Source organism: Candidatus Aminicenantes bacterium (assembly GCA_011049425.1).
In the GTDB taxonomy this organism is placed as follows: Bacteria; Acidobacteriota; Aminicenantia; order UBA2199; family UBA2199; genus UBA876.
Genome location: DSBM01000111.1, coordinates 1 through 19,970 on the forward strand (window position 1 = coordinate 1; position 19,970 = coordinate 19,970).

The 19,970-nt window shown below is 56.0% G+C and carries 16 protein-coding genes; 9 read left to right on the forward strand and 7 right to left on the reverse strand.

What is annotated here, in order from left to right; genetic code table 11:
• The first annotated feature begins 73 nt into the window (after positions 1 to 73).
• From ENN40_07080 to ENN40_07090, 3 genes are read left to right on the forward strand one after another with little or no spacing between them, the layout of a single operon-like run.
• A complete protein-coding gene (locus ENN40_07080) occupies positions 74 to 1,531 on the forward strand; it encodes an MBOAT family protein (protein ID HDP95106.1) in 1,458 nt (485 codons plus the stop codon).
• On the forward strand, positions 1,506 to 2,549 hold the full coding sequence (locus ENN40_07085; protein ID HDP95107.1) for a hypothetical protein: 1,044 nt from the start codon (positions 1,506 to 1,508) through the stop codon (positions 2,547 to 2,549). Before ENN40_07080 ends, ENN40_07085 begins: the two co-directional genes overlap by 26 nt.
• Positions 2,546 to 4,408, forward strand: a complete 1,863-nt coding sequence (locus ENN40_07090; GenBank protein HDP95108.1) for a hypothetical protein — start codon at positions 2,546 to 2,548, stop codon at positions 4,406 to 4,408. Before ENN40_07085 ends, ENN40_07090 begins: the two co-directional genes overlap by 4 nt.
• A 5-nt stretch (positions 4,409 to 4,413) precedes the next feature.
• On the opposite strand, the gene ENN40_07095 is transcribed toward ENN40_07090, so the two are convergent.
• Both ENN40_07095 and ENN40_07100 read right to left on the reverse strand, forming a co-directional pair.
• Positions 4,414 to 5,415, reverse strand: coding sequence for a pyridoxal-phosphate dependent enzyme (locus tag ENN40_07095; GenBank protein HDP95109.1), 1,002 nt, complete (start codon positions 5,413 to 5,415; stop codon positions 4,414 to 4,416).
• Between the two features lie 96 nt (positions 5,416 to 5,511).
• Positions 5,512 to 7,551 (reverse strand): S9 family peptidase, encoded by a 2,040-nt coding sequence (locus tag ENN40_07100; GenBank protein HDP95110.1) that lies wholly within the window; start codon positions 7,549 to 7,551, stop codon positions 5,512 to 5,514.
• Between the two features lie 139 nt (positions 7,552 to 7,690).
• Here ENN40_07100 and ENN40_07105 point away from each other — a divergent pair, with 139 nt between their 5' ends.
• From ENN40_07105 to ENN40_07115, 3 genes are all read left to right on the forward strand, one after another.
• On the forward strand, positions 7,691 to 7,957 hold the full coding sequence (locus tag ENN40_07105) for a hypothetical protein (GenBank protein ID HDP95111.1): 267 nt from the start codon (positions 7,691 to 7,693) through the stop codon (positions 7,955 to 7,957).
• Positions 7,958 to 8,005: 48 nt separating this feature from the next.
• Positions 8,006 to 8,902 carry a DMT family transporter gene (locus ENN40_07110; protein HDP95112.1) on the forward strand — a complete coding sequence of 299 codons (897 nt, stop codon included), beginning with the start codon at positions 8,006 to 8,008 and terminating at the stop codon, positions 8,900 to 8,902.
• Between the two features lie 284 nt (positions 8,903 to 9,186).
• Positions 9,187 to 10,575, forward strand: a complete 1,389-nt coding sequence (locus ENN40_07115; GenBank protein ID HDP95113.1) for an MFS transporter — start codon at positions 9,187 to 9,189, stop codon at positions 10,573 to 10,575.
• Between the two features lie 57 nt (positions 10,576 to 10,632).
• Here ENN40_07115 and phoU read toward each other — a convergent pair whose 3' ends face one another.
• The 5 genes from phoU to ENN40_07140 all read right to left on the reverse strand — a co-directional run bounded on the left by phoU (position 10,633) and on the right by ENN40_07140 (position 15,562).
• The gene (phoU, locus tag ENN40_07120; protein ID HDP95114.1) at positions 10,633 to 11,307 is read right to left on the reverse strand and encodes a phosphate signaling complex protein PhoU; all 675 of its coding nucleotides are present in this window, start codon (positions 11,305 to 11,307) and stop codon (positions 10,633 to 10,635) included.
• A 23-nt stretch (positions 11,308 to 11,330) separates the two neighbouring features.
• Complete coding sequence (locus tag ENN40_07125; GenBank protein ID HDP95115.1) at positions 11,331 to 12,155, reverse strand: phosphate ABC transporter ATP-binding protein; 825 nt, start codon at positions 12,153 to 12,155, stop codon at positions 11,331 to 11,333.
• Between the two features lie 2 nt (positions 12,156 to 12,157).
• The gene (gene pstA, locus ENN40_07130; protein HDP95116.1) at positions 12,158 to 13,504 is read right to left on the reverse strand and encodes a phosphate ABC transporter permease PstA; all 1,347 of its coding nucleotides are present in this window, start codon (positions 13,502 to 13,504) and stop codon (positions 12,158 to 12,160) included.
• Positions 13,505 to 13,507: 3 nt separating this feature from the next.
• Positions 13,508 to 14,653 (reverse strand): phosphate ABC transporter permease subunit PstC, encoded by a 1,146-nt coding sequence (locus ENN40_07135; GenBank protein ID HDP95117.1) that lies wholly within the window; start codon positions 14,651 to 14,653, stop codon positions 13,508 to 13,510.
• Between the two features lie 84 nt (positions 14,654 to 14,737).
• Positions 14,738 to 15,562: a phosphate ABC transporter substrate-binding protein gene (locus ENN40_07140; GenBank protein ID HDP95118.1), complete on the reverse strand. Its 825-nt coding sequence runs from the start codon at positions 15,560 to 15,562 to the stop codon at positions 14,738 to 14,740.
• Between the two features lie 355 nt (positions 15,563 to 15,917).
• Between ENN40_07140 and ENN40_07145 the strand changes: the two genes are divergently transcribed.
• The 3 genes from ENN40_07145 to ENN40_07155 all read left to right on the forward strand — a co-directional run bounded on the left by ENN40_07145 (position 15,918) and on the right by ENN40_07155 (position 19,482).
• Complete coding sequence (locus ENN40_07145; protein HDP95119.1) at positions 15,918 to 17,396, forward strand: hypothetical protein; 1,479 nt, start codon at positions 15,918 to 15,920, stop codon at positions 17,394 to 17,396.
• Between the two features lie 210 nt (positions 17,397 to 17,606).
• On the forward strand, positions 17,607 to 18,266 hold the full coding sequence (elbB, locus tag ENN40_07150; protein HDP95120.1) for an isoprenoid biosynthesis glyoxalase ElbB: 660 nt from the start codon (positions 17,607 to 17,609) through the stop codon (positions 18,264 to 18,266).
• A gap of 10 nt (positions 18,267 to 18,276) precedes the next feature.
• Positions 18,277 to 19,482: a serine dehydratase gene (locus tag ENN40_07155; protein HDP95121.1), complete on the forward strand. Its 1,206-nt coding sequence runs from the start codon at positions 18,277 to 18,279 to the stop codon at positions 19,480 to 19,482.
• Positions 19,483 to 19,970: the final 488 nt, after the last annotated feature.

Consider the following 19,970-nt stretch of genomic DNA (forward strand, 5'->3'; position numbering starts at 1 on the left):
ACCGGTTTCCCGGGCCGTTGACTTTTCGCCCCTTCGCGGCTACAATGCATTTTCTGTTTCGCACCCGTGAGCCATGATTTTTACTTCTCAAGCTTTCCTCTTGTTTTTTGCCGTGGTCTTCACGGTTCACTTCCTGCTGCCCCACCGTCTTCGCTGGATATTCCTGTTGGGCGCCAGCCTCTGTTTCTACGCCTTCCGCAATCCCTGGAACCTGGCCCTGCTGCTTTTGCCCACCCTGGCAATCTACCTGATCGCCCGCAGTCTTGAATGCCCGCTCTCCCCCCGCCGCAGGCACTTGCTGCTGGCATTGGGCCTTGCTTGCGGCCTTTCTGTCCTGCTGGTGTTCAAATACACCAATTTCGTGGGCAAAAGCATTTTCGCCCTGATTTCGCTGGTGAGCGACCCGATTTCATTTACCCCCCTGAAAATCGCCTACGTAGTGGGCATCTCTTTTTACTCGTTCAAACTGATCAGCTACCTGCTGGAAGTCTACCACCGGCGCATGAAGCCCGAACGTCACATCGGGTATTTCACGTTGTACGTGGCGTTTTTTCCCCAGTTGCTGGCCGGTCCGATCGATCGCGCGCAAGCGTTTATCCGGGAATTAAAAACGCGCTCTTCTTTTGATCTGGAACGAATCAGCACGGGATTCCAGCAGGTACTCTGGGGTTTGTTCAAGAAAGTGGTGATTGCCGACCGGTTGGCCCTTTTCGTCAATGAAGTGTTCAAGCAAACGGACGGCCAGGGGCTCAACCTGGTTTTCGGCCTCTATTTTTACGCTTTCCAGATCTACTGCGATTTTTCCGGTTACTCCGACATGGCGGTGGGCATTTCACGCATGTTGGGGTATCGCTCCATGCTGAATTTCAACGTCCCCTATTTCAGCCGCAGCCTGTCTGATTTCTGGAGCCGCTGGCACATTTCACTGTCGACCTGGCTGCGTGATTACCTGTTCCTTCCCATCGCCTATGCCACCATGCGCCGAATCCGCAAAGACCGGTTTCTGGGCATCAGAACCGAGGCCTGGGGGTATTGTGTCGGCATCTTTATCACCATGTTTCTGGGAGGACTGTGGCACGGTGCCGCCTGGACCTTCGTAGCCTGGGGCACGCTGCACGGCATTTATCTGGTGGTGGGATACGCAACGCGAAAACCAAGGCGCCGCCTGCGCAAAGCCGCCGGCCTGAATCAACTGCAATCGCTGCGCAACGGCTTGCAGATTATTATCACCTTTCACCTGGTCACTTTCGCCTGGCTTTTCTTTCGCGCGGAATCCTTTGGCGCGGCTTTTCACTATTTGGCAGCCATTTCGCTGAAGCCGGGAGAAAGCGGCGCCGGCCACGTCGTGTTCAACCTGTTGCTGCTGGCCCTGTTCATGCTGATGGAGATCCTGATCCACCACCGCAAGCGCTTCAATTGGATCGTCACCATGCCCGCATTGTTACGCGCCGTTCTCATCGCCGCCTGGATCTGCCTGATCCTGATCCTGGCCGTTGACAAAAGCAATGAATTTATCTACTTCCAATTCTAAATTTTTAAAGCGCCTTGCCGTCTTTGTAGCTTTCCTGTCGGCGCTGTTTGTTTTTGATCGATCCGCCTACTTCCTGATTACCCGCCTGGAATCCGCTTTTTATGGAGCGGAAAACTTCAAATCACGGTTTGTGGATTTCGCTGAAGGCAAAAATTTCAGTACACTGATTCTGGGCACCTCGCGAACGTATGAGGCCATACACCCCCTCTATTTCCGCACCATCCTGAGTGAGAACGCGTACAAGGAAGCCCAGTTCGGTAAAAACCCCAGGTACAATTACCATTTCTACCAGTTTTTCAAAACACACGCAGGTGTTCCCGAGTTTGTCATCTACGGCATGGACTACTTTATTTATAACAGCCGTTCCAACAAACGCTGGCTGGCCCGCCTGGACAAGCTGCACGAGACATTCATTCCCTTTTCCTCTCTGTCCCTGTTGTTGACAAACAAGCAACAAATCGAAGAGTTCTTTGAAGCCGTCATTCAACAATGGAACAAACGTCTCTCCCCCGGAAATCATCACGAAGTAATGGATTTTGTGACTTTGCAGAAGTACGTCGGTTCTCTTCACAAACCCGGTGTTGTCGTTACCCGCAAACCCAGGCATTTCTGGCGCCAGAAATACCCGCGCTTCCCGGGAAAAGAGGGGGATTACCTGCGCTTGTTGCTGAGCGAATTGGATCGCGACGGTGTAACTACGTTTCTGGTGCTCATCCCCAACCACCTGGGCACTTTCCGCACCAATTTCCAACGCGGGCAAATGCTGCGAGACCTGCGCCGCCTGCAACGCAATTTCAAAAACGTCCACATCCTGGTGCTCGATACCCCCGATGTGTTTCCCATAAACAACGAGGAGTTCTTTATCAACGGCGGCTGGGGACGAACCAATTGTCACGTGTCCCGTTCCGGCGCCCGAGAATTCAATCGCCTGTTGCTGGAAACCCTCCGACCTTTTTATGAAAAGCGCGCCTACCGAGACTCCACCCAGGAGGGCGGTATAGACAAAGATCAACCATGAACCGGACAAGAAGATTGATTCAGGCCGTTTTGTTCCTGGCGCTGCTGGCCACCGTCGTACTGGTGGTTCGCAGTATGCGCAATCGCGGTCCCGAACACTTCCCCACTGATTTTTCGGCCGACGGTATGGGCATGGAGCAAACCATTTTCAACAGCGACAACCAGCCCATTATCGAGTTGAAAAGCGCGAGTTCCCGCCACGGCGAGAAAGACCGTGTTTACATGACGCAACTAGACATCCGGGTGTTGAAAAGAAAAGAGATCACCGACGATATCCACGTGAAGGGTGACGAGGGTTACGTGGAAAACAACTACCACAATCTTCTGGTGCGAAAAAACGCCAAAATCTCTTCACAACGTTTCACTCTGCAAGCGGAAGAGTTCTTTCTCAAAGACCGCGCCCTCCTGAAATCCACTTTTCCCGTAACTTTTGCCCTTCGAAACCTCGAGGGAACCGCGGCCAAAGGCATGACTTACTATTTGAATCACGACATGATCAAGCTCTTCAGCGCGCGGGGGTTTCACAACCGGCAGGGAAAAGCGTATCGTTTTCAAGCCGACACCCTGTGGTTTTCCAAAAAGGACCGCAAACTGATTTTGGAGAAAAACGCCCGGATTCAAGGCCCGGATTCACTTTTAAGCGGAGACTGGATTTCGCTTTCATTTGACGGTGACATTGAACTCGTTCAGCAAACCCGGTGCCAGGGCAAAGCGCTTTTCCACAGCGAAACCGATAATGCCGCCCAAAGCGATGGTGATGCTGAAAGCATGCGCAACATTCGTTGTGAAATCCTTACGGGCGAGCATGATGAAAACGGAGACATGCGCAGCTTGAGCCTGGTGCGCAAAGTTACGATTCACCTGCGGCGCCGGGACCGCCACATTCGCATCCGCTCTGAACTCATTGAAGCCCGCTTCACCCCCGGGGGAGTTTTTCTCGAGCATGTGCGGATTCCCATTCCGGCAGATGTCACCCACACCGGCGGCACGGAATTTTCCGCCTCCGCAAGCCGGATGGAATTTATCTTTAAGAGCGGAGAACTCACCCAATGGTTGGGTAAAGGAAACGGGGATCTGCGCAGCCACGAATTTTCCTGCCGCAGTGATACCATTGAATTCGACGCGTCCCACGACCTGATTCGCATGAAAGGGGAAGACAGCCGCGTCATTCGCGAAAACAACGTGTTTTTCGCTCCCGTCTTCTCTATCCACACAGAGAAAAAGTGGCTGCGGGGGGAAAAAAGCGTACGCGCCACCCTTCATCCGCAACGTGCGCAACCCCCTTTTTCCGAGCAGCCGTTTTTCATCCGTTCACAGGACCTGTTGATCCTGGATGAAAACGCAGTGACCCGTTTTACCGGCGCCGTGCAACTCTTGCAGGAAAAGACGCGATTAACCGCCGAATCCCTGACTTTGAATGCCAAAAAGTATTTGTCGGCAGAGAAAAACGTCCGCCTGGTTTTCCAATCACAAAAAGACGACCTGGAGGCCTGGGGCGAAAAAATAACCATTGATCCAGACAAGCAAACCCTGTTGATCAAAGGCAAGGGCGGCATGCAGTCGGGCGCGACCCGGCTGAACGCGGAATCTCTGATCCTTTCTTTCTCGGAAAAAGATGGACTTCAGACCATTGCCGCTGATGGGTCGGTTCGGTTTGAAAAAAACGACATCATGGGCGGCGCGGACCGGGTCCATTGGGATTTTCCCAAGCGCAACATGCGTTTCTCTGGAAACGCCACCCTGGAAAAGAAAGGGGGCGGCAAAGCCGAAGGGGAAACCCTGGAAATGGATTTGGAATCCGATAACATCAGGATCCGCTCCCGCCAGCGGGAACGAACCTCCACAGTGCTGGATGAATAAAGCAATCAGTGCGGCCGTTTCAAGCCGTGTCCCGTAGCCACCACTACGGCATCATTATCCACTTTCAGTTGATCGATTCCCGCCAGCGCCACTGCCGCGGTCGGCTCCACGCTCAATCCCTTAACTGCCCATTGCTTCCAGGCCGCTTGGATCGCCGCCTCTGAAACATCCCGGATCTCTCCCTTGGCCCGCCTGATTTCCGTCAGGATACGATCGCCCAATACGGGGCGGGCAACAGCAATACCGTCGGCAAGGGTGGTTCCCGGCACAAACAAATCCGTATCATGTGAAACAAAAGCCCGAACCAGGGGATTGCATGCCCGTGACTGGAAAGCCACGATCCGCGGCATTTCCGTTATCAACCCGACAGAAACAAGTTCACTAAATCCGCGGATGAGCCCCAACACCAGGGTCCCATTGCCCAAGGGGGCAACCACGATTCGCGGCGAGCGCCAACCCAGCTGCTCAGCCACTTCGTAGGCCACGGTCTTGGTTCCCTGAATGAAAAAGGGATCCACACAATGCCCGGCGTAGTAGGTGGTTCGCGCCGCTTTTTTCACGGCCGCTGCAGCGGCCTCCCTGGGCCCGTCGATGTCCTTCACTCGGGCCCCGTATGCCCTGATCTGAGCGATCTTTGCCGCTGGAGCGGAGGCGGGAACATATACAGTACACGCCAACCCGCCCCGGGCGCAATAGGCCGCCACCGCGGCGCCGGCATTTCCCGAGGAATCTTCCACCACAGCCGGGATTTCCAGGGCGCGCAACCGACTGATCATCACCGCCGCGCCACGGTCTTTAAACGAACCGGTGGGCTGAACATGGTCCATCTTGACCCAGACACGCCTCCCGGCCGGAGACTTCCACTCTTCCATGGGCGTCATGCCTTCCCCCAGGGTAACCGGGGTGACGGCTGGGTCCAGGGGCAGGGCGGCGCGATAACGCCACAGTGATTGAGGTGCGCGGGGGAAACCGCTCCCGGGAATGGAGGGGGTGAATTCAATGTCCAACGGGCCGCCGCAGTCGCAGCACCAGCGAGGCGCGGTGAGGGAAAACCCCTCACCCCGCACCAGAGACAGATCAAACGGCCCGTCATCCGCTTTGAATCAGTTTTTCAGCCAGCGGTCCATCCAGCCCAACACCGTTTCGTGCCAGAGTATGCTGTTGTGGGGCTGGAGCACCCAGTGGTTTTCATCCGGAAAGTAAAGCAACTGGCTGGGGATGCCTTTGCGTTGCAGGGCTGTGAATGTCGAAAATCCCTGGGTTTCCACTACCCGGAAATCCAGAGCCCCATGGATGACCAGCATGGGGGTTTTCCAGTTCTTTACGAAGTTGACGGGGTTGTGCTTCTCATAACCGTCGGGATTCTCCCAGGGTACGCCGCCGTGCTCCCATTCGGGGAACCACAGTTCTTCCGTGTCATAATACGCCAGGCGTTCGTCCAGGTTGCCGTCATGGTTAACCAAGCACCGAAAGCGATCGGACCAGTTGCCGGCGATCCAGTTGATCATGTAGCCGCCGTAAGAAGCACCCAAGGCACCCACCCGTTCACCGTCCAGCCATGGATAAGCCTGCAGGGCATACGCCAGGCCTTTGCGCAAGTCTTCCAGCGGCTTGCCTCCCCAATCACCACTGATTGAATCGGTGAAATCCTGGCCGTAGCCCACGGAGCCGTGAAAATCCACCATTACGGCTCCATATCCGGCCCCGGCATATACCTGGGGATTCCAGCGGTAGTGAAAATCGTTGCCGAAAGATCCCTGGGGACCGCCGTGGATTAAAAAGGCCACCGGGTACTTTTTGCCGGGATTAAAATCTACGGGTTTGACCACGTACCCGTATACCGTTTCGCTGTTCCAGCCGGGAAAACTGAATTGTTCGTACTCACCCATGCGCGCGGCCGCCACCTGCGCCGCATTGACGCGGGTCAGGGGCATCGGCGTGCCGCCGTTGCGATACACCGCGTACAATTCGACCGGCGAATCCAGGCGGTCCATGCCGAAAATCACCCGGCGGTCGGCAAAACCAAAGGATCGAACGCTGCCTTGCTTGACCACGGTGTTGACTTTCCCGGAACGTGCGTCAATGGTGAACAGCGAATTCTGGCCGAAATTGGCCGCCGTGGCCCACAATTTCCGACCGTCGGGATCCCAGGCAATACCGCCCGGTGAGCGATCCCACTCCGCGGTCAGGGTTCGTGGTTCCCCCTGGGGCCATGCCCGCAACATGACGCGGAAACGGTCCGCTTCAAATCCCGGCCGCTCCATGGCCAGCCAGGCCAGGGTTTTGCCGTCGGGAGAAAACACCGGCGTGGTGTCCCAGGCTTTGTTGGCTGCCGTTAAATTGCGGGGCGGCTGGGATGCATCCACCGGCGCGACAAAGATATCAAAATTGGTGGACCAAGCTTCCTTTCGCCCGGCGGCGGAAGCAGTGAACAGAACTTGCTTGCCGCACGGCGAAAATGCGATCTCTTCCGCTCCGCCAAAGGGCTGGGTGGGGGTATCTGCATCCATTTCCCGCATCACATCCACAACGGGACCGCCCTTTGCCGGCATGACGAACAAGTGGGAACGCCGTCCGTCCATCCACGTATCCCAATGACGGATAAAAAGACGCGTGAAAAGCCGGCCGCTGATCTTGCTGGCTTTTTTCGCGTCCAGGCGCGCCACCGTTTCTTCCACGCTGGCGCCCGGGAACACGTTCATGGTAAAAGCGATCTTTTCACCATCACGGGAAAGTATCAGATTGCCCACATCCAGGGGTTGGCATGTCACCTGGACGGCTTCACCGCCATCCCGGCTGATCCGCCACACCTGGCTGGAACCGGAACGCGTGGATAGAAACCAGATTGAGCGGCTGTCCGGCGCCCACAGGGGAGAATAGTCCGCCGCGGGATGGGTGGTCAGGCGTTTCAAGTTCCGTCCGTCGCTCTGCATCAACCACAAGTCGGTACGGCCGCGGTTGGCGTCCAGGTCGGTGCGGCGCAAAACAAAAACCACCCAGCCGCCGTCCGGAGAAACCTGATTGCCGGAAATCCGGTCCATGGCCAGTAAATCATGCACCGTAAACGGATGGCTATCCGCGGCGACGGCGGGCAGCGCCAGCGCCAGGCAAAACAATAGAGTCGTCATTCCTCGGATTTTCATGCTTCCTCCTCGGTCATTGAGGGCAATTTGAGCAACACCCTCATGTTGAAAAATTGTACTCCAGAGCCCGGGAAACTGTCAAACGGCACATCCGGCTTGATTTCCGTTTCCGCCTGCGCTATAGTGGCGTCACAAGGGCATGAAAAGCACACTGGATCCGGATGTTATTTACACGGCGTTTGATCGTAACGGCCTGCCCGTGCACCGCATCGACAACTTCGACCGTGGCGATTTCGCTGAAATCCGCGCTGAATTGAACTATCCCGGTTTCCTGACCGTACCGCAACTCCAGGAGATCACCCTCAAACTGAACCTGATCGAACAAAACGAAAACCTGCGCATTGAGATCGTGCACATCGACATGATCCATCACAGCATCCGTGTCAACATCCACATTCGCAAATAGCACCGCCGTTGCCATGACCGCCTGCATTCCGCCCTCGGTCACCCTATTATGATAAGCAACCCGATTGGTGAACTGGCCGCTTTGCTGACCGCCGTTTGCTGGACATATAACTCCATCGCGTTCAGCCGGGCTGGACGTCGCGTGGGGTCCGTAACGGTCAACCACGTGCGCTTGTGGATCGCCTTGACCGCTCTTCTCCCCATCCACTTGATATCCCACGGAACCATCCTGGCATCGAACCTGGGCTGGAAGGCGACCGCCTGGCTGGCATTGTCGGGAATCGTGGGCTACGCGGCCGGAGATGCTTTTCTTTTCGAGGCCTTTGTGCTGATCGGCGCCCGCCTGTCCATGCTGCTTATGCTGCTGGTCCCGATCTTCGGCTCCATTCTGGCCTGGATTTTTCTGGGGGAACACCTGCGCGCAATTGAAATTACCGCCATTTTGATCGCGGTCAGCGGCATCGCCATGGTGATCGCTTCCACGCGCTCCAGCGACGTGGCACCGCGCCGCCGCTTCCGCCTGGGCATTCTCCTGGGGATGGGGGGCGCTTTGGGCCAGGCCGGAGGCCTGCTGCTCTCGAAACTGGGCATGATGGCCGGGGCTTCACCCATCGCGGCCAACCAGGTGCGCGTCATTGCCGCCGTGGCGGTATTGACGCCTGTTTTTCTGTTACGGGGACGCCTGGGAACGGATATAGGCAAAATGCGCGATCGCCGCGCCCTGGCCGATATCACCAGCGGCGCCATGGTGGGCCCGGTACTGGGGGTCATCCTCTCGCTGGTGGCCATCCGCAATGCGCATATCGGCGTGGCCTCCACCCTGATGTCGCTTTCGCCGGTGCTGCTACTGCCCATCTCGCGCTATCTTTTCCGGGAACAGATATCCTGGTCGGCCGTGGCCGGCACGGTGGTTGCCTTGTCAGGAGCCGCAATACTATTCTTTTGATTAGAGTTGAAGAGTTGAAAAGTTGAAGAGGCAAGAAGTAGAAAAAGTAAAAATAGCTTTTACTTTTTCACTTTTCACTTTTCACTTTTCACTCGTGTTGTTCTCCTGCCACCTGTCACCTTCTTTAGATTTTCGACTTTCGACTTTCGACTTTACACTGTCCCCGGTTCGCGCCTTCATTGCATTCCCCTCCGGCATCTGCTACACTCCTCTTCCGCCCGCGCCGTTGAACCATGGGCGGGCGCATGACCAGAGCAAAAGACAACCCCGATTGAGAGGCCAGGATGACTGAAAAAATCAAGCAATCACTCAGGGATTCCGCCACGGCCCGATGGACGGCGCTTGCCACCGTGTCGCTGACCATGCTGTGCGGCTATTACCTGGCTGATGTCATGGCACCCCTGAAACCCATGCTGGAGAGCCAGCTGCATTGGACCAGCAGCGAATACGGATTCTTTACCAGTGCCTATGGCTGGTTTAACGTGTTTTTGCTGATGCTCATCATCGGCGGTATCATTCTCGACAAGATGGGAGTCCGTTTCACCGGCATCACCGCCGCCGCCGTGATGGTTGTCGGTGCCGGTTTGAAATACTGGGCCATCAACACCACCTTTCCCGAAGGGGCCACCCTGCTGGGCTGGAAACCTCAGATCATTTTTGCCGCCGTGGGTTTCGCCATTTTCGGCGTAGGCGTCGAGGTGGCGGGAATCACCGTCTCTAAAACCATTGTCCGCTGGTTCAAGGGCAAGGAATTGGCGCTGGCCATGGGACTCCAACTGGCCACCGCGCGAATGGGCACCGCTTTGGCGCTGGTCATCAGCGCTCCCATCGCGGCCGCTTTCGGGACGCCTTCGGCGCCATTGCTCCTGGGCTTGATCCTGCTCTGCATCGGCCTGATCGCGTTTATCGTGTACGGCTTCATGGACAGAAAGCTGGATGCTTCCGAATTGAATCCTGACGGAACCCGGAATCAGGACGAAGAGTCATTCCGCCTCAGAGACATCGGCAGTATTCTCACCAACCGGGCTTTCTGGTACATCGCCGCGCTCTGCCTGCTTTTCTACTCCGCCGTCTTTCCATTCCTGAAATTCGCCAACGACCTGATGGTGCAGAAATACTTCGTAAAAGCCACGCTGGCCGGTCTGATTCCGGGGCTGCTCCCTTTCGGCAATATCTTTATGACGCCCCTGTTCGGACGCATGGTGGACCGCAAAGGCAAAGCCGCTTCCATTATGTTCCTTGGTTCCGCCATGCTGATCGTCGTCCACCTGCTCTTTGCCTTGCCGTTACTCAACAACTGGATATTCGCCCTGTTTCTGATGCTCATTCTGGGAGTCGCCTTTTCCCTCGTTCCCTCGGCCATGTGGCCTTCCGTTCCCAAACTGATTCCCCAAAAGCAGCTTGGCACGGCTTTCTCCCTGATCTTTTTTATCCAGAACTGGGGATTGATGGGAGTTCCCTATTTAATCGGCTGGATCCTGGACCGTTTCTGCGTCGTTGCCCGCACCACTCTTCCGGATGGAACCGTGGCCGTAGTATACAATTACACCCTGCCCATGCTGGTGTTTGCCGGTTTCGGCGTACTCGGCATGGTGTTCGCCTACCTGCTGAAGCGGGAAGACCGCAGAAAGGGATATGGCCTTGAACTCCCTTCCGCCCATCAGAATGCCTGAAATTTCGAAAAATTTGCCTGCCGCGGACGGTTGCGGAACCAACTGACACGCCGGGGTTTACTCAGTATCCGGTTCCAATCCCGTCCCGTGACGGATGATTTCACCCGTCACCAGGTAAATCAGGTCCTCCGCCATGTTGGTGGCGTGATCTCCGATGCGTTCCAACCGCTTGGACACATGCATGTACTGGATCAGGGTCTCCGCTTTTTCCGGTTCCTCTCTCATTGCGGACAATACCTCCCGGCAGATCCGGCGATTCAACTCATCCACGCGGTCGTCCTCTTCCAGGACCTTGTTGGCAACAGCGGCATCGGTGCGCACCAGGGAATCCAGGCTGCTCTTGAGCATCCCCCTCACCCGGGAAAAGATTTCGGAAAAATCAAAAGAGTGCGACACCAGGTCTCCCTGGGCGATCTTGATGGCGTGCTTGGCAATATCCACGCTGAGATCGCCGATGCGTTCCAGGTCGTTGTTGATCTTCAGGACGGCCACGATGGTGCGCAGGTCACCGGCAACCGGCTGGTGCAGTGCAAGAATCTTCAGGCATTCCTCTTCGAGGTCGATTTCTTCCTGATCTATGGTATCATCCATACGGATTACCCGGCCGGCCAGGACGGAATCGCTCTGTTTTACCGACTCGATCGCCATGCGTACACTCTCTTCCACCTGTGCGCTTAAAGCGATCAGGCGCCGCATCAGATTCTCGATGGCCCGGTTTAAATGCTTGCTCATGATATCCTCCTGTCCACACCCAATCAGCCGAAACGCCCGGTGATATACTCTTCGGTCCTTTTTTCCCGGGGATTGGTAAACAACTCCGATGTGGGCGCGAATTCCACCAGCACGCCCTCGTAAAAGAAAGCGGTGTAATCCGAAACCCGCGCCGCCTGCTGCATGTTATGGGTAACGATAATGATCGTGTACCGGCCCCGCAATTCCCCGATCAGGTCTTCAATATGAGCCGTGGCCCGGGGATCCAGGGCGGATGTGGGCTCGTCCATGAGCAGGATTTCCGGCTGCACCGCCAGGGCCCGGGCGATACACAGGCGCTGCTGCTGGCCGCCGGACAGGCCCAGGGCGTTGTCGCTCATGCGGTCCTTGACTTCATCCCAGAGCCCGGCCCGTTTCAAACTGTCCTCCACCAGAGAAGGGAGTTGGCCTTTGCGGTGCAATCCGTGCAAACGGGGTCCATAAGCGATGTTTTCAAAAATGCTCTTGGGGAAGGGATTGGGTTTTTGAAACACCATGCCGATCTGTTTGCGCAGCAACACCGGATCCGCATATTGGCTGTAAATCTCCTCGTTGTTGTAAAACAATCTACCCTGCGCGCAGCAGCCGGGGATCAAATCGTTCATGCGGTTGACGGCGCGAAGAAAGGTGCTCTTTCCGCATCCCGAAGGACCGATAATGGCCGTCACCCTGTGCTTGGGAATGGCGATGTCCACACTTTTAATGGCCTGGTTGGCACCGTAAAAAATGGAAAATTTTTCTGAGCACACGTGTGGGTCTTCGTTCTCTATGGACAGGTTCTTCTTGTTTAACTGCTTATCGGATAGAATAAGGCGCTTTTCCAGGTTCATGTTCAACCTCTCAACTTCTTGGAAACCCGGGCCCTCAAGATGATGGCCGCCAGGTTGAGCAGCAACACCAGCATGACGAGGGTAAACACCATGCCGAACTGCACGTGGCGGATCTCGTCAACGGCCTCGTGTTCCGTGGCCAGGTTGTAGATGTTCCAAGGCAACGCCGGTGTCGGCTGATTCAATGTCTCCAACAGGCGCAAAGGTTTCCCCACGCTTACAGCCGCGGTAAATATAATCGGTGCTGTTTCCCCGGCGGCGCGCCCCATGCTGATCACGATACCCGTTAGAATACCCGGCAGGGCGGCGGGAAGTATGACTCGAACAACGGTATGGATGCGGCTGGCACCCAGGCTTAAGGACGCTTCCTTGTACGCGCGGGGAACCGCCTTGATGGCCTCCTCGGCTGCACGGATTATGGTGGGCAGCACCAGCAGGGCCAGGGTCAGCGATCCGGCCAGCACGCTCTTGCTGTTGGATATCTTCAGGGTGTTGATAAAAAACGCCAGACCGAACAGTCCGAACACAATGCTCGGCACCCCGGCCAGCGTGGCGATAAAAGTGCGCAACAGGCTGACCATTTTTCCTTGGTGGGCGAACTCAGCCAGGTACACGGCGGCGATCACCCCCATGGGAATGGCTAACAGCATGGTTCCAAACACCAGGTACAGTGTTCCCAGCATTTCCGGCCAGATTCCCCCAAAGAAATGGGCGTCATGGGATTTATCAAACAGGAACCTCCAGTAAAAAGTCAGGCGCGGACGCAGCATGCGTTCCGCGTTAACCTCCAGGTAGGCAAACATCGGTTCCAGAGAGGTTCCCGCAAAGATTTGGCTGCGGGGGGTTTCGACTTTCACTCCCATTTTTGTGGGATCAGAGTAATCCCAGCCCTCTTTGTACAGGATCCGGTGCAAAGTCTCTTTGGCCTTGTCCCAACGGGTTTTGCCGAAACGGTCGCGCATGAGCACCGGCACGGTTTCACCCGGCCGGGGGCCCAGCAAACGCGAGACCAGACCACGAACCGTATCCAGTTCGGCATAGAGGTCATTTGCATTATCGATCCGACCCGCCTCCAGTTGCGCCTCAAAATCGGCCAGCATGCGGTATACGGGTTCACGGGCCGCCTGCACGAGCCGGGTTTCCGCCTCAACGACTTCCGCACTCCTCCACCCGTAAAGCGAGTGGTCGAGGCGCCGGAATTCCGAAGTGGCGCGAAACACAAAGGCGCCGATGCCTCGTGAAAAAATCGGGGCCAGGACCATGGCCAGGGCGGCGCTGAGCAACAAGATTGACATGAAGCCCATTCCCGTAAAAGATTTATCGAGGACTTTGCGCGTCTGAAGTTTCACGGTCTAGATTCCCCACTTTTTTTTGCTGCGGGCCACCAGGATCTCGCTGATCAGGTTGGACACAAAGGAAATAATCAACAAAAAGAAAGCCATGGCGAACAGGACGTGATAGCGGGCGGAACCGGTCACATGATCCGCTTCTCCCATATCGCCGGCAATGGTGGCCGTCAACGTGCGGATGGGTTGCAAGACATTGTACCAGGGCGTAGGGATATGGGCGGAATTGCCGGATGCCATCCACACCACCATGGTTTCACCGATGGCACGCATCACGCCCAGGATAATAGCGGCGATGATACCGGACCGTGCCGCGGGGATTACCACTTTCACCAGGGTCTCCGCGCGCGTAGCGCCCAGGGCGTAACTGCCTTCGCGCAATTCGCGGCCAACCGCCTGCAGGGAGTCTTCGGCCACAGAGGCGATGGTGGGCAGTGCCATGATACCCAGAATAATGGAGACGTTCAGGGCGTTGGTTCCGCTCTGAATCTGAATGGCGGAGATGATCTGCCAGGCCCGGTACAACAGGACCCCGAAAGCGCCCCCCACCAGCAGCATGACCCCCAGACGACCCCCAAGTGACTGGCTGCCGAAAAGACGCTCCGGGATGATGCCCCCCAGCACGAACATTGCGATTAACGCCAGGGGGATGCCGGCCAGCCAGACCCCCACTCCCAGCAGGTGCCCCCCGCTGCGCTGCAACAGCGGGGCAAAGATTACCAGGGCAAAAAATCCATACGCCACCGATGGAATAGCGGCGATAATTTCAATGATGGGTTTGACGACCTGGCGCACGGAGAACGGCAGAATATCACTGAGGCTGATTGCGGAGAAAACCGCCATGGGTACGGCGATGGCCGCGGAAAAGAAAGTCACGATTGCGCTGCCGAAAATAATCGCCAGGACGCCGAATTCGGGCGGACTTCCCGACGGGTACCAGCGGATGCTGAGGAAAAATTCCTTGATTCCGCGCAACTGGAAAAAGGGAAATGCGTCCTTGGCGATAAACAGCATGATAAAAAGAACGGCCAGCGTGGAGAGGGAGGTAACCAGAAAGAGGGAGCTGTCGATTGAAAAGGAGACCAGCCGCCGCAGGCGGCTGGTCCCCTTGCTGATCACGATGCTCTTTGAATTGTGCCGGAGCGGGTCCATTTTAGCGCTGTGTTTCAAATTTTTTCCAGCCGTTCAGTCGGCCGCAAAACGCCGGCACAATGTACACGTGCTTCCATTCAATTTTTAATATTCCGTAACCGGCACAAAACCGATGCGCTTGACGATTTCCTGGCCCTTCTTGGTCAGGTGCAATGTCATGAACTGGTAGAGCGTGCTTCCCATTTTGGGATAGCCTTTGGTGGCCATGTACAAGGGGCGGGCAATGGGATACGTGCCCAGAGCGATTGTGCGCAGGGTCGGCATAACACCGTCCACCTTCAAAGCCTTGACCGTGTTGTCTACAAAGCCCAATCCCACGTAACCGATTGCCGTTGAGGTATCCTGAACTCGGCTGCGGATCGCGCCGTTGCTGCCCAGAACTTCGGCGTTACCGGCGATCTTTTCCTTGTTCATCACCAGATTTTCAAATGTTTCGAAAGTACCGCTGTTGGTATCACGCGTGATAAAGGTAATCGGCCTATCCGGTCCGCCCAGCGCCTTCCAGCTCTTGATTTTGCCCAGGTAAATGTCTTTGACCTGTTCCTTGGAAATTTTGGTGACCGGGTTGGCCGGGTGAACCACCATGGCGATTCCGTCCAGGGCAACCACGTGGAATACGGGATTGACGCCTTTTTCCACCGCGGCGGCAAACTCATTGTCTTTCATGAAGCGGGACATGGCTGCCACTTGACAGGCGCTGTTGATCAAACTCTTGGCACCGTTTCCGGAGCCGGACTCACTTACCGTGATGTTTACGTCCTTGTTCATGCCCATGTAGTACTCCGCGAAAGCCTTGGCGATCGGGCCCACGGTTGTGGAACCGTCGACGACAATCTTGTCTTGCGCGAAAGTCGGGGCGGCATTCAGGACCAGTACGAGGGAAATTATCATTCCGATAATGGCTTTCATGAAACTCCTCCTGTCGGGTGTCGGGATGATTCAGATTTGACCCGGCAGTTCGGGTCTCCCGCACCCGCAGGTATTGTCATCGATGGCGGTTAACAGGGTATGAAATCAATGTTAAGTTTTGGTTAAAAGGGAGAAAAACAGCTCCGGGCGAGCGTCAGGAAAAGCCTTTCATTGATTTAATTCCAAAAAAAATCTTTTCTGTACTTGAAAACCGAATTCTGAATGCCTACAATACGGGTGTGTATCGAGATCACCGGGTGGCGGGGAAATTGAATCGTCCATGCCCGGGGATTTTACGATGCCGGGATGGAACGCAATATATGCGTAATCACAAATTAAAATGAGGAGGAGTGATATGCGACGCCACAGATCAGTTTTACTGATAATCGGCATTCTGATCCTGTTCTCTGTGACTTCATTCGCCGCCACAAAAAACCTGTATCGCCTGGGACACCGTCCCATGATCGCACACAGTGTGGACAGCGAAGAGGCCCTGCGTGAATTCATTCAACACCACGCGGAAGAGATCAAGACCGGTTTCACTTACGGCGGGTTCGATGACCTTTACGAACCCTTCATGCAGCAAATCGCCGTCAGTGAACTCAAGAGCGAGTCATTCCCCGCTTTTGACCCCAAGAGCGGAGAAGCTCCGGTTCACATTGAATGGATGATGTTCCGTTCTTCCGACGGCAACATCAAGGTGGCCAAAGACCTGAACTGGAAAGTTCGCAAGGATGAAAAGGTCTACCGTTTCACCATGCTCACCAATTGCCGGGATTACGACTTCATTATCCCCGCCAAGTGCGCCAATATCACATTGGTGGGCACCAAGGCCTCCCGCGCAATCTGCAATCTCAAAGTATCTCCGGCCAAGGTGAAACTCGGCGACCCCTTTACCGTGGACATGAGCGAATCCAAATGCGTGGACACATTGAAAGCCCGCGTAGTGGCCCCGGACGGCAGTGTGGCCGCCGAAGGTGAACTGACCGCCGACAAGCCGACCTGGACCGTGCAACTGGATAAATCCGGCGATTACACCGTGCAAGGCGTTACCGTAAATGCCAACGGTGAAGAAGGCGCGGTCTGCTCCGCCGATGTTCACGTCAACTTCCCTCCGGTCTGTGACCTGAAAGTCGATCCCCAGCGCGGATACATCGGTCGTCCGTTTGTGCTGGATGCGTCCGGCTCCAGTGACCCTGACGGTGAAGTAACCGCCGCTGAGTTCATGATCAAGAACAAAGACGGCGAAGTACTGGAAACGGTTCCGGCTCCCGGAAAGCCCTTCAGCGTGGAAAAAGTATTCAAAAAATCCGGCCGCTTCAATGTCACGGCCAAAGTCACGGATGACATGGGCGATTTCGCGGACAACTGCGAATCCATGGTGGAAGTCGAAAAGCGTTTCTACGCCATGCTGGAAGCCGGCCCGGGCCTGGCTCGCGGCACTTACAGCGGCTACCTTTTCGCCCGCTTTGGCTTCCTGTACATGCTGATTCCGGACGCCCTGGACCTCGTCGTCAGCGCCGGACCCGGCATTAGCCTGACGAGTGAGCCGTTCAAATCTTTCTTTATGGGTGACGTAGTGCTCAACGCCAAGATCAACAAGTTCTTCCTTGGCGGCGGCCTGGCCTATACCAGCACCATCAAGGATTTCGAATTCGACGAAAAGCCGGATTGGACTTCGGGCTTAAACCTCGTACTCCAGACCGGTATCGAAGTGATCCGCAAGTTCAACGCCCGCGGGTCGATTTTCCTTGAATTCCAGATGCCCCTGCACGACAGCCTGGAATTAAAAGACTATCACTTCTTCTTGTTGGGCTTCCGGTACATTTTCTAGACCGTACCGCGTATCCCTGCTTGATAGCGGTGGACCGTCCCGTAACGGGACGGTCCACCTGCTCCGCATCAACGTTTCCAACTTTCCCGCGTTTTTTCTTCATCCACTGCCGGTTCATTCACTTCCTTTCTGTCGACATTTGGCATTGCCGCCATCTATATGATACATTCAATGATATCGTCAACATGGTTTTTTTAAAAGGAGGCGAGAATGAAAAAAGTTGCGGTTGTGCTTTCCGGATGCGGTGTTTTCGACGGCGCGGAAATTCATGAATCCGTGCTTACCCTCCTGGCCCTAGACCGCCGCCACGCGGATGTCACTCTCCTGGCCCCGGATATCCCGCAAATGCACGTGGTCAACCATCGGACCGGTCAGCCCACGGAAGAAGAACGCAATGTCCTGGTTGAAGCCGCACGCATCGCCCGCGGCGAGATCTTTGACCTGGCCAAGGCAAATGTAACTGAATTTGATGCGGTTGTTTTTCCCGGTGGATTCGGTGTCGCCAAAAACCTTTGCGATTTTGCCGTCAATGGCCCTGAATGCAGTGTCCACCCACAGGTGGAACGGTTCATCCTCGCGGCCATTGACGCGCACAAAGCCTTGGGCTTTATCTGCATCGCGCCGGCACTCATGGCCCGGGTCGCGAAAAGCAGGAATATTCACCCCAGGTTGACCATCGGCACGGATAAGGATACGTCCGCGGCGGTTGAAAAAATGGGTGGCATTCACGTGGCCGTCCAGGTTCGGGGGGTCGTAGTTGACGAGGATCTGCGAATCGTATCCACGCCCGCCTACATGCTGGGCCAACGCATCTCTGAAGTGGCCGACGGCATCGACAAGCTGGTGGAAAAACTGTTGCAAATGTCCTGACAGCAAAACCATGCGCTCCATTCGTGAGGTCTTTAAAGTCGGATTCGGACCTTCCTCCAGCCACACCATCGGCCCCGGTCGCGCCGCCCGCATATTTTCCGCCCGCAATCCCCATGCCACAGCGTTTCGCTTGACCCTGTTCGGCAGCCTGGCATCAACAGGCAAAGGCCATGGCACCGATGAAGCCGTCCGAAAGGAATTGGCTCCCCATGCCGTGGAAATGATCTGGGAACCCGATAAAAATCTTCCCACCCACCCCAACGGTATGCGCTTTGAAGTCTTGGCGCCCAAATCTTTCAAAGTTCCCCCCTGGACCGTTTTCAGCATCGGGGGCGGCGACCTCGAGGACCAAGACGGACCGGTGGCTGTCAGCAGTGATATCTATCCGATCACCACCATGGACGGCATCCTGGATTGGTGCCGCCTGCGCGGCGCCCACCTCTGGGAATACGTCCTGGAGCACGAAGACCGCGATTTCCCCGATTTTCTGGAAGATATCCGCACATATATGATCGAAGCCGTACTGGCGGGTCTGTGCCATGAAGGGTCCCTCCCCGGCCCGTTGCAGCTACCGCGCAAAGCCGCGGCCTATTTCACGCGCGCGCAGAGCAGCAGTGGGGATTTGAAAAGCAAAGGCACGGTATTTGCGTATGCCCTGGCCGTGGCTGAAGAGAATGCGGGCGGCGGGCGGGTGGTGACTGCACCAACCTGCGGCGCTTCCGGAGTCGTTCCCGCGGTTCTCACATTTATCCATGAAAACCGGCGAACACCCACGGAACGCATTTTGCGTGCCCTGGCCATTGCCGGCCTGATCGGCAACCTGGTCAAAACCAACGGTTCCATTTCCGGAGCCGAGGTGGGCTGCCAGGGTGAAATCGGCACCGCCTGTGCCATGGCCGCCGGCGCCATGACCTACCTTTTGGGCGGTTCCCCCCGCCAGGTCGAGTATGCCGCGGAGATGGGCTTTGAACACTACCTGGGGTTGACCTGTGACCCCGTTGAAGGATACGTGCAGATCCCCTGCATTGAACGCAACGCCTTTGCCGCGGACACCGCCCGCGAAAGCGCCGTTTTCGCCTACTTCTCAGATGGAACCCACCACATCAGCTTCGACCAGGTGGTACGTGTCATGATGGAAACCGGGCGGGCGCTGCAGGCGGAGTACCGCGAAACCGGGCGCGGCGGCCTGGCGCAGCAATGGAAACCACTGGTCTAAAAAAAGTTGAATGAAGGTGACAGGTGTAGGGGCGACCGGCCGGTCGCCCATGAACCGGGAAAGAATTTAAACCACGGAACACACCGAACACACGGAAATCAATAAGTTGGAGAGTAAGGAGGGTTGTAGAGAAAAGGCGGTAGCCTCTGAATTTTTCTACTTTCTACTTTCTACCTTCTACATTCTACAGGTTTTTAGATTCAGAACCTCAGTGACAGACAACTCAGGCCGCCGTCGGCGCGGCGAAACTCCCCTACGTCGAGTTCCTTTATACGGAATCCCCGGTCTTGCAGCAATTCCGCCGTAGCGGGAAATCCGGCGGGGATCAGCACCACGTCGTTCAGCACCAGGCAATTGGCCGCGTATCCCTCATTTTCCGGAACAACTAAACGGGAAAAACCTGAAAACGCGGGCTCATCCGCCATGACCGGCGCAACCAGCAGTGTATCGCGACCCACCAGGCAAACATGGCTCTTTAAATGGAGTCC

Coding starts and splice junctions, on each gene's coding strand:
- ENN40_07125 (HDP95115.1), bottom strand. CDS start 12,155: ATGAACCTGGAAAAGCGCCTTATTCTATCCGATAAGCAGTTAAACAAG.
- ENN40_07080 (HDP95106.1), top strand. CDS start 74: ATGATTTTTACTTCTCAAGCTTTCCTCTTGTTTTTTGCCGTGGTCTTC.
- ENN40_07140 (HDP95118.1), bottom strand. CDS start 15,562: ATGAAAGCCATTATCGGAATGATAATTTCCCTCGTACTGGTCCTGAAT.
- ENN40_07155 (HDP95121.1), top strand. CDS start 18,277: ATGCGCTCCATTCGTGAGGTCTTTAAAGTCGGATTCGGACCTTCCTCC.
- ENN40_07105 (HDP95111.1), top strand. CDS start 7,691: ATGAAAAGCACACTGGATCCGGATGTTATTTACACGGCGTTTGATCGT.
- phoU (HDP95114.1), bottom strand. CDS start 11,307: ATGAGCAAGCATTTAAACCGGGCCATCGAGAATCTGATGCGGCGCCTG.
- ENN40_07090 (HDP95108.1), top strand. CDS start 2,546: ATGAACCGGACAAGAAGATTGATTCAGGCCGTTTTGTTCCTGGCGCTG.
- ENN40_07135 (HDP95117.1), bottom strand. CDS start 14,653: ATGGACCCGCTCCGGCACAATTCAAAGAGCATCGTGATCAGCAAGGGG.
- elbB (HDP95120.1), top strand. CDS start 17,607: ATGAAAAAAGTTGCGGTTGTGCTTTCCGGATGCGGTGTTTTCGACGGC.
- ENN40_07115 (HDP95113.1), top strand. CDS start 9,187: ATGACTGAAAAAATCAAGCAATCACTCAGGGATTCCGCCACGGCCCGA.
- ENN40_07145 (HDP95119.1), top strand. CDS start 15,918: ATGCGACGCCACAGATCAGTTTTACTGATAATCGGCATTCTGATCCTG.
- ENN40_07100 (HDP95110.1), bottom strand. CDS start 7,551: ATGAAAATCCGAGGAATGACGACTCTATTGTTTTGCCTGGCGCTGGCG.
- ENN40_07085 (HDP95107.1), top strand. CDS start 1,506: ATGAATTTATCTACTTCCAATTCTAAATTTTTAAAGCGCCTTGCCGTC.
- ENN40_07110 (HDP95112.1), top strand. CDS start 8,006: ATGATAAGCAACCCGATTGGTGAACTGGCCGCTTTGCTGACCGCCGTT.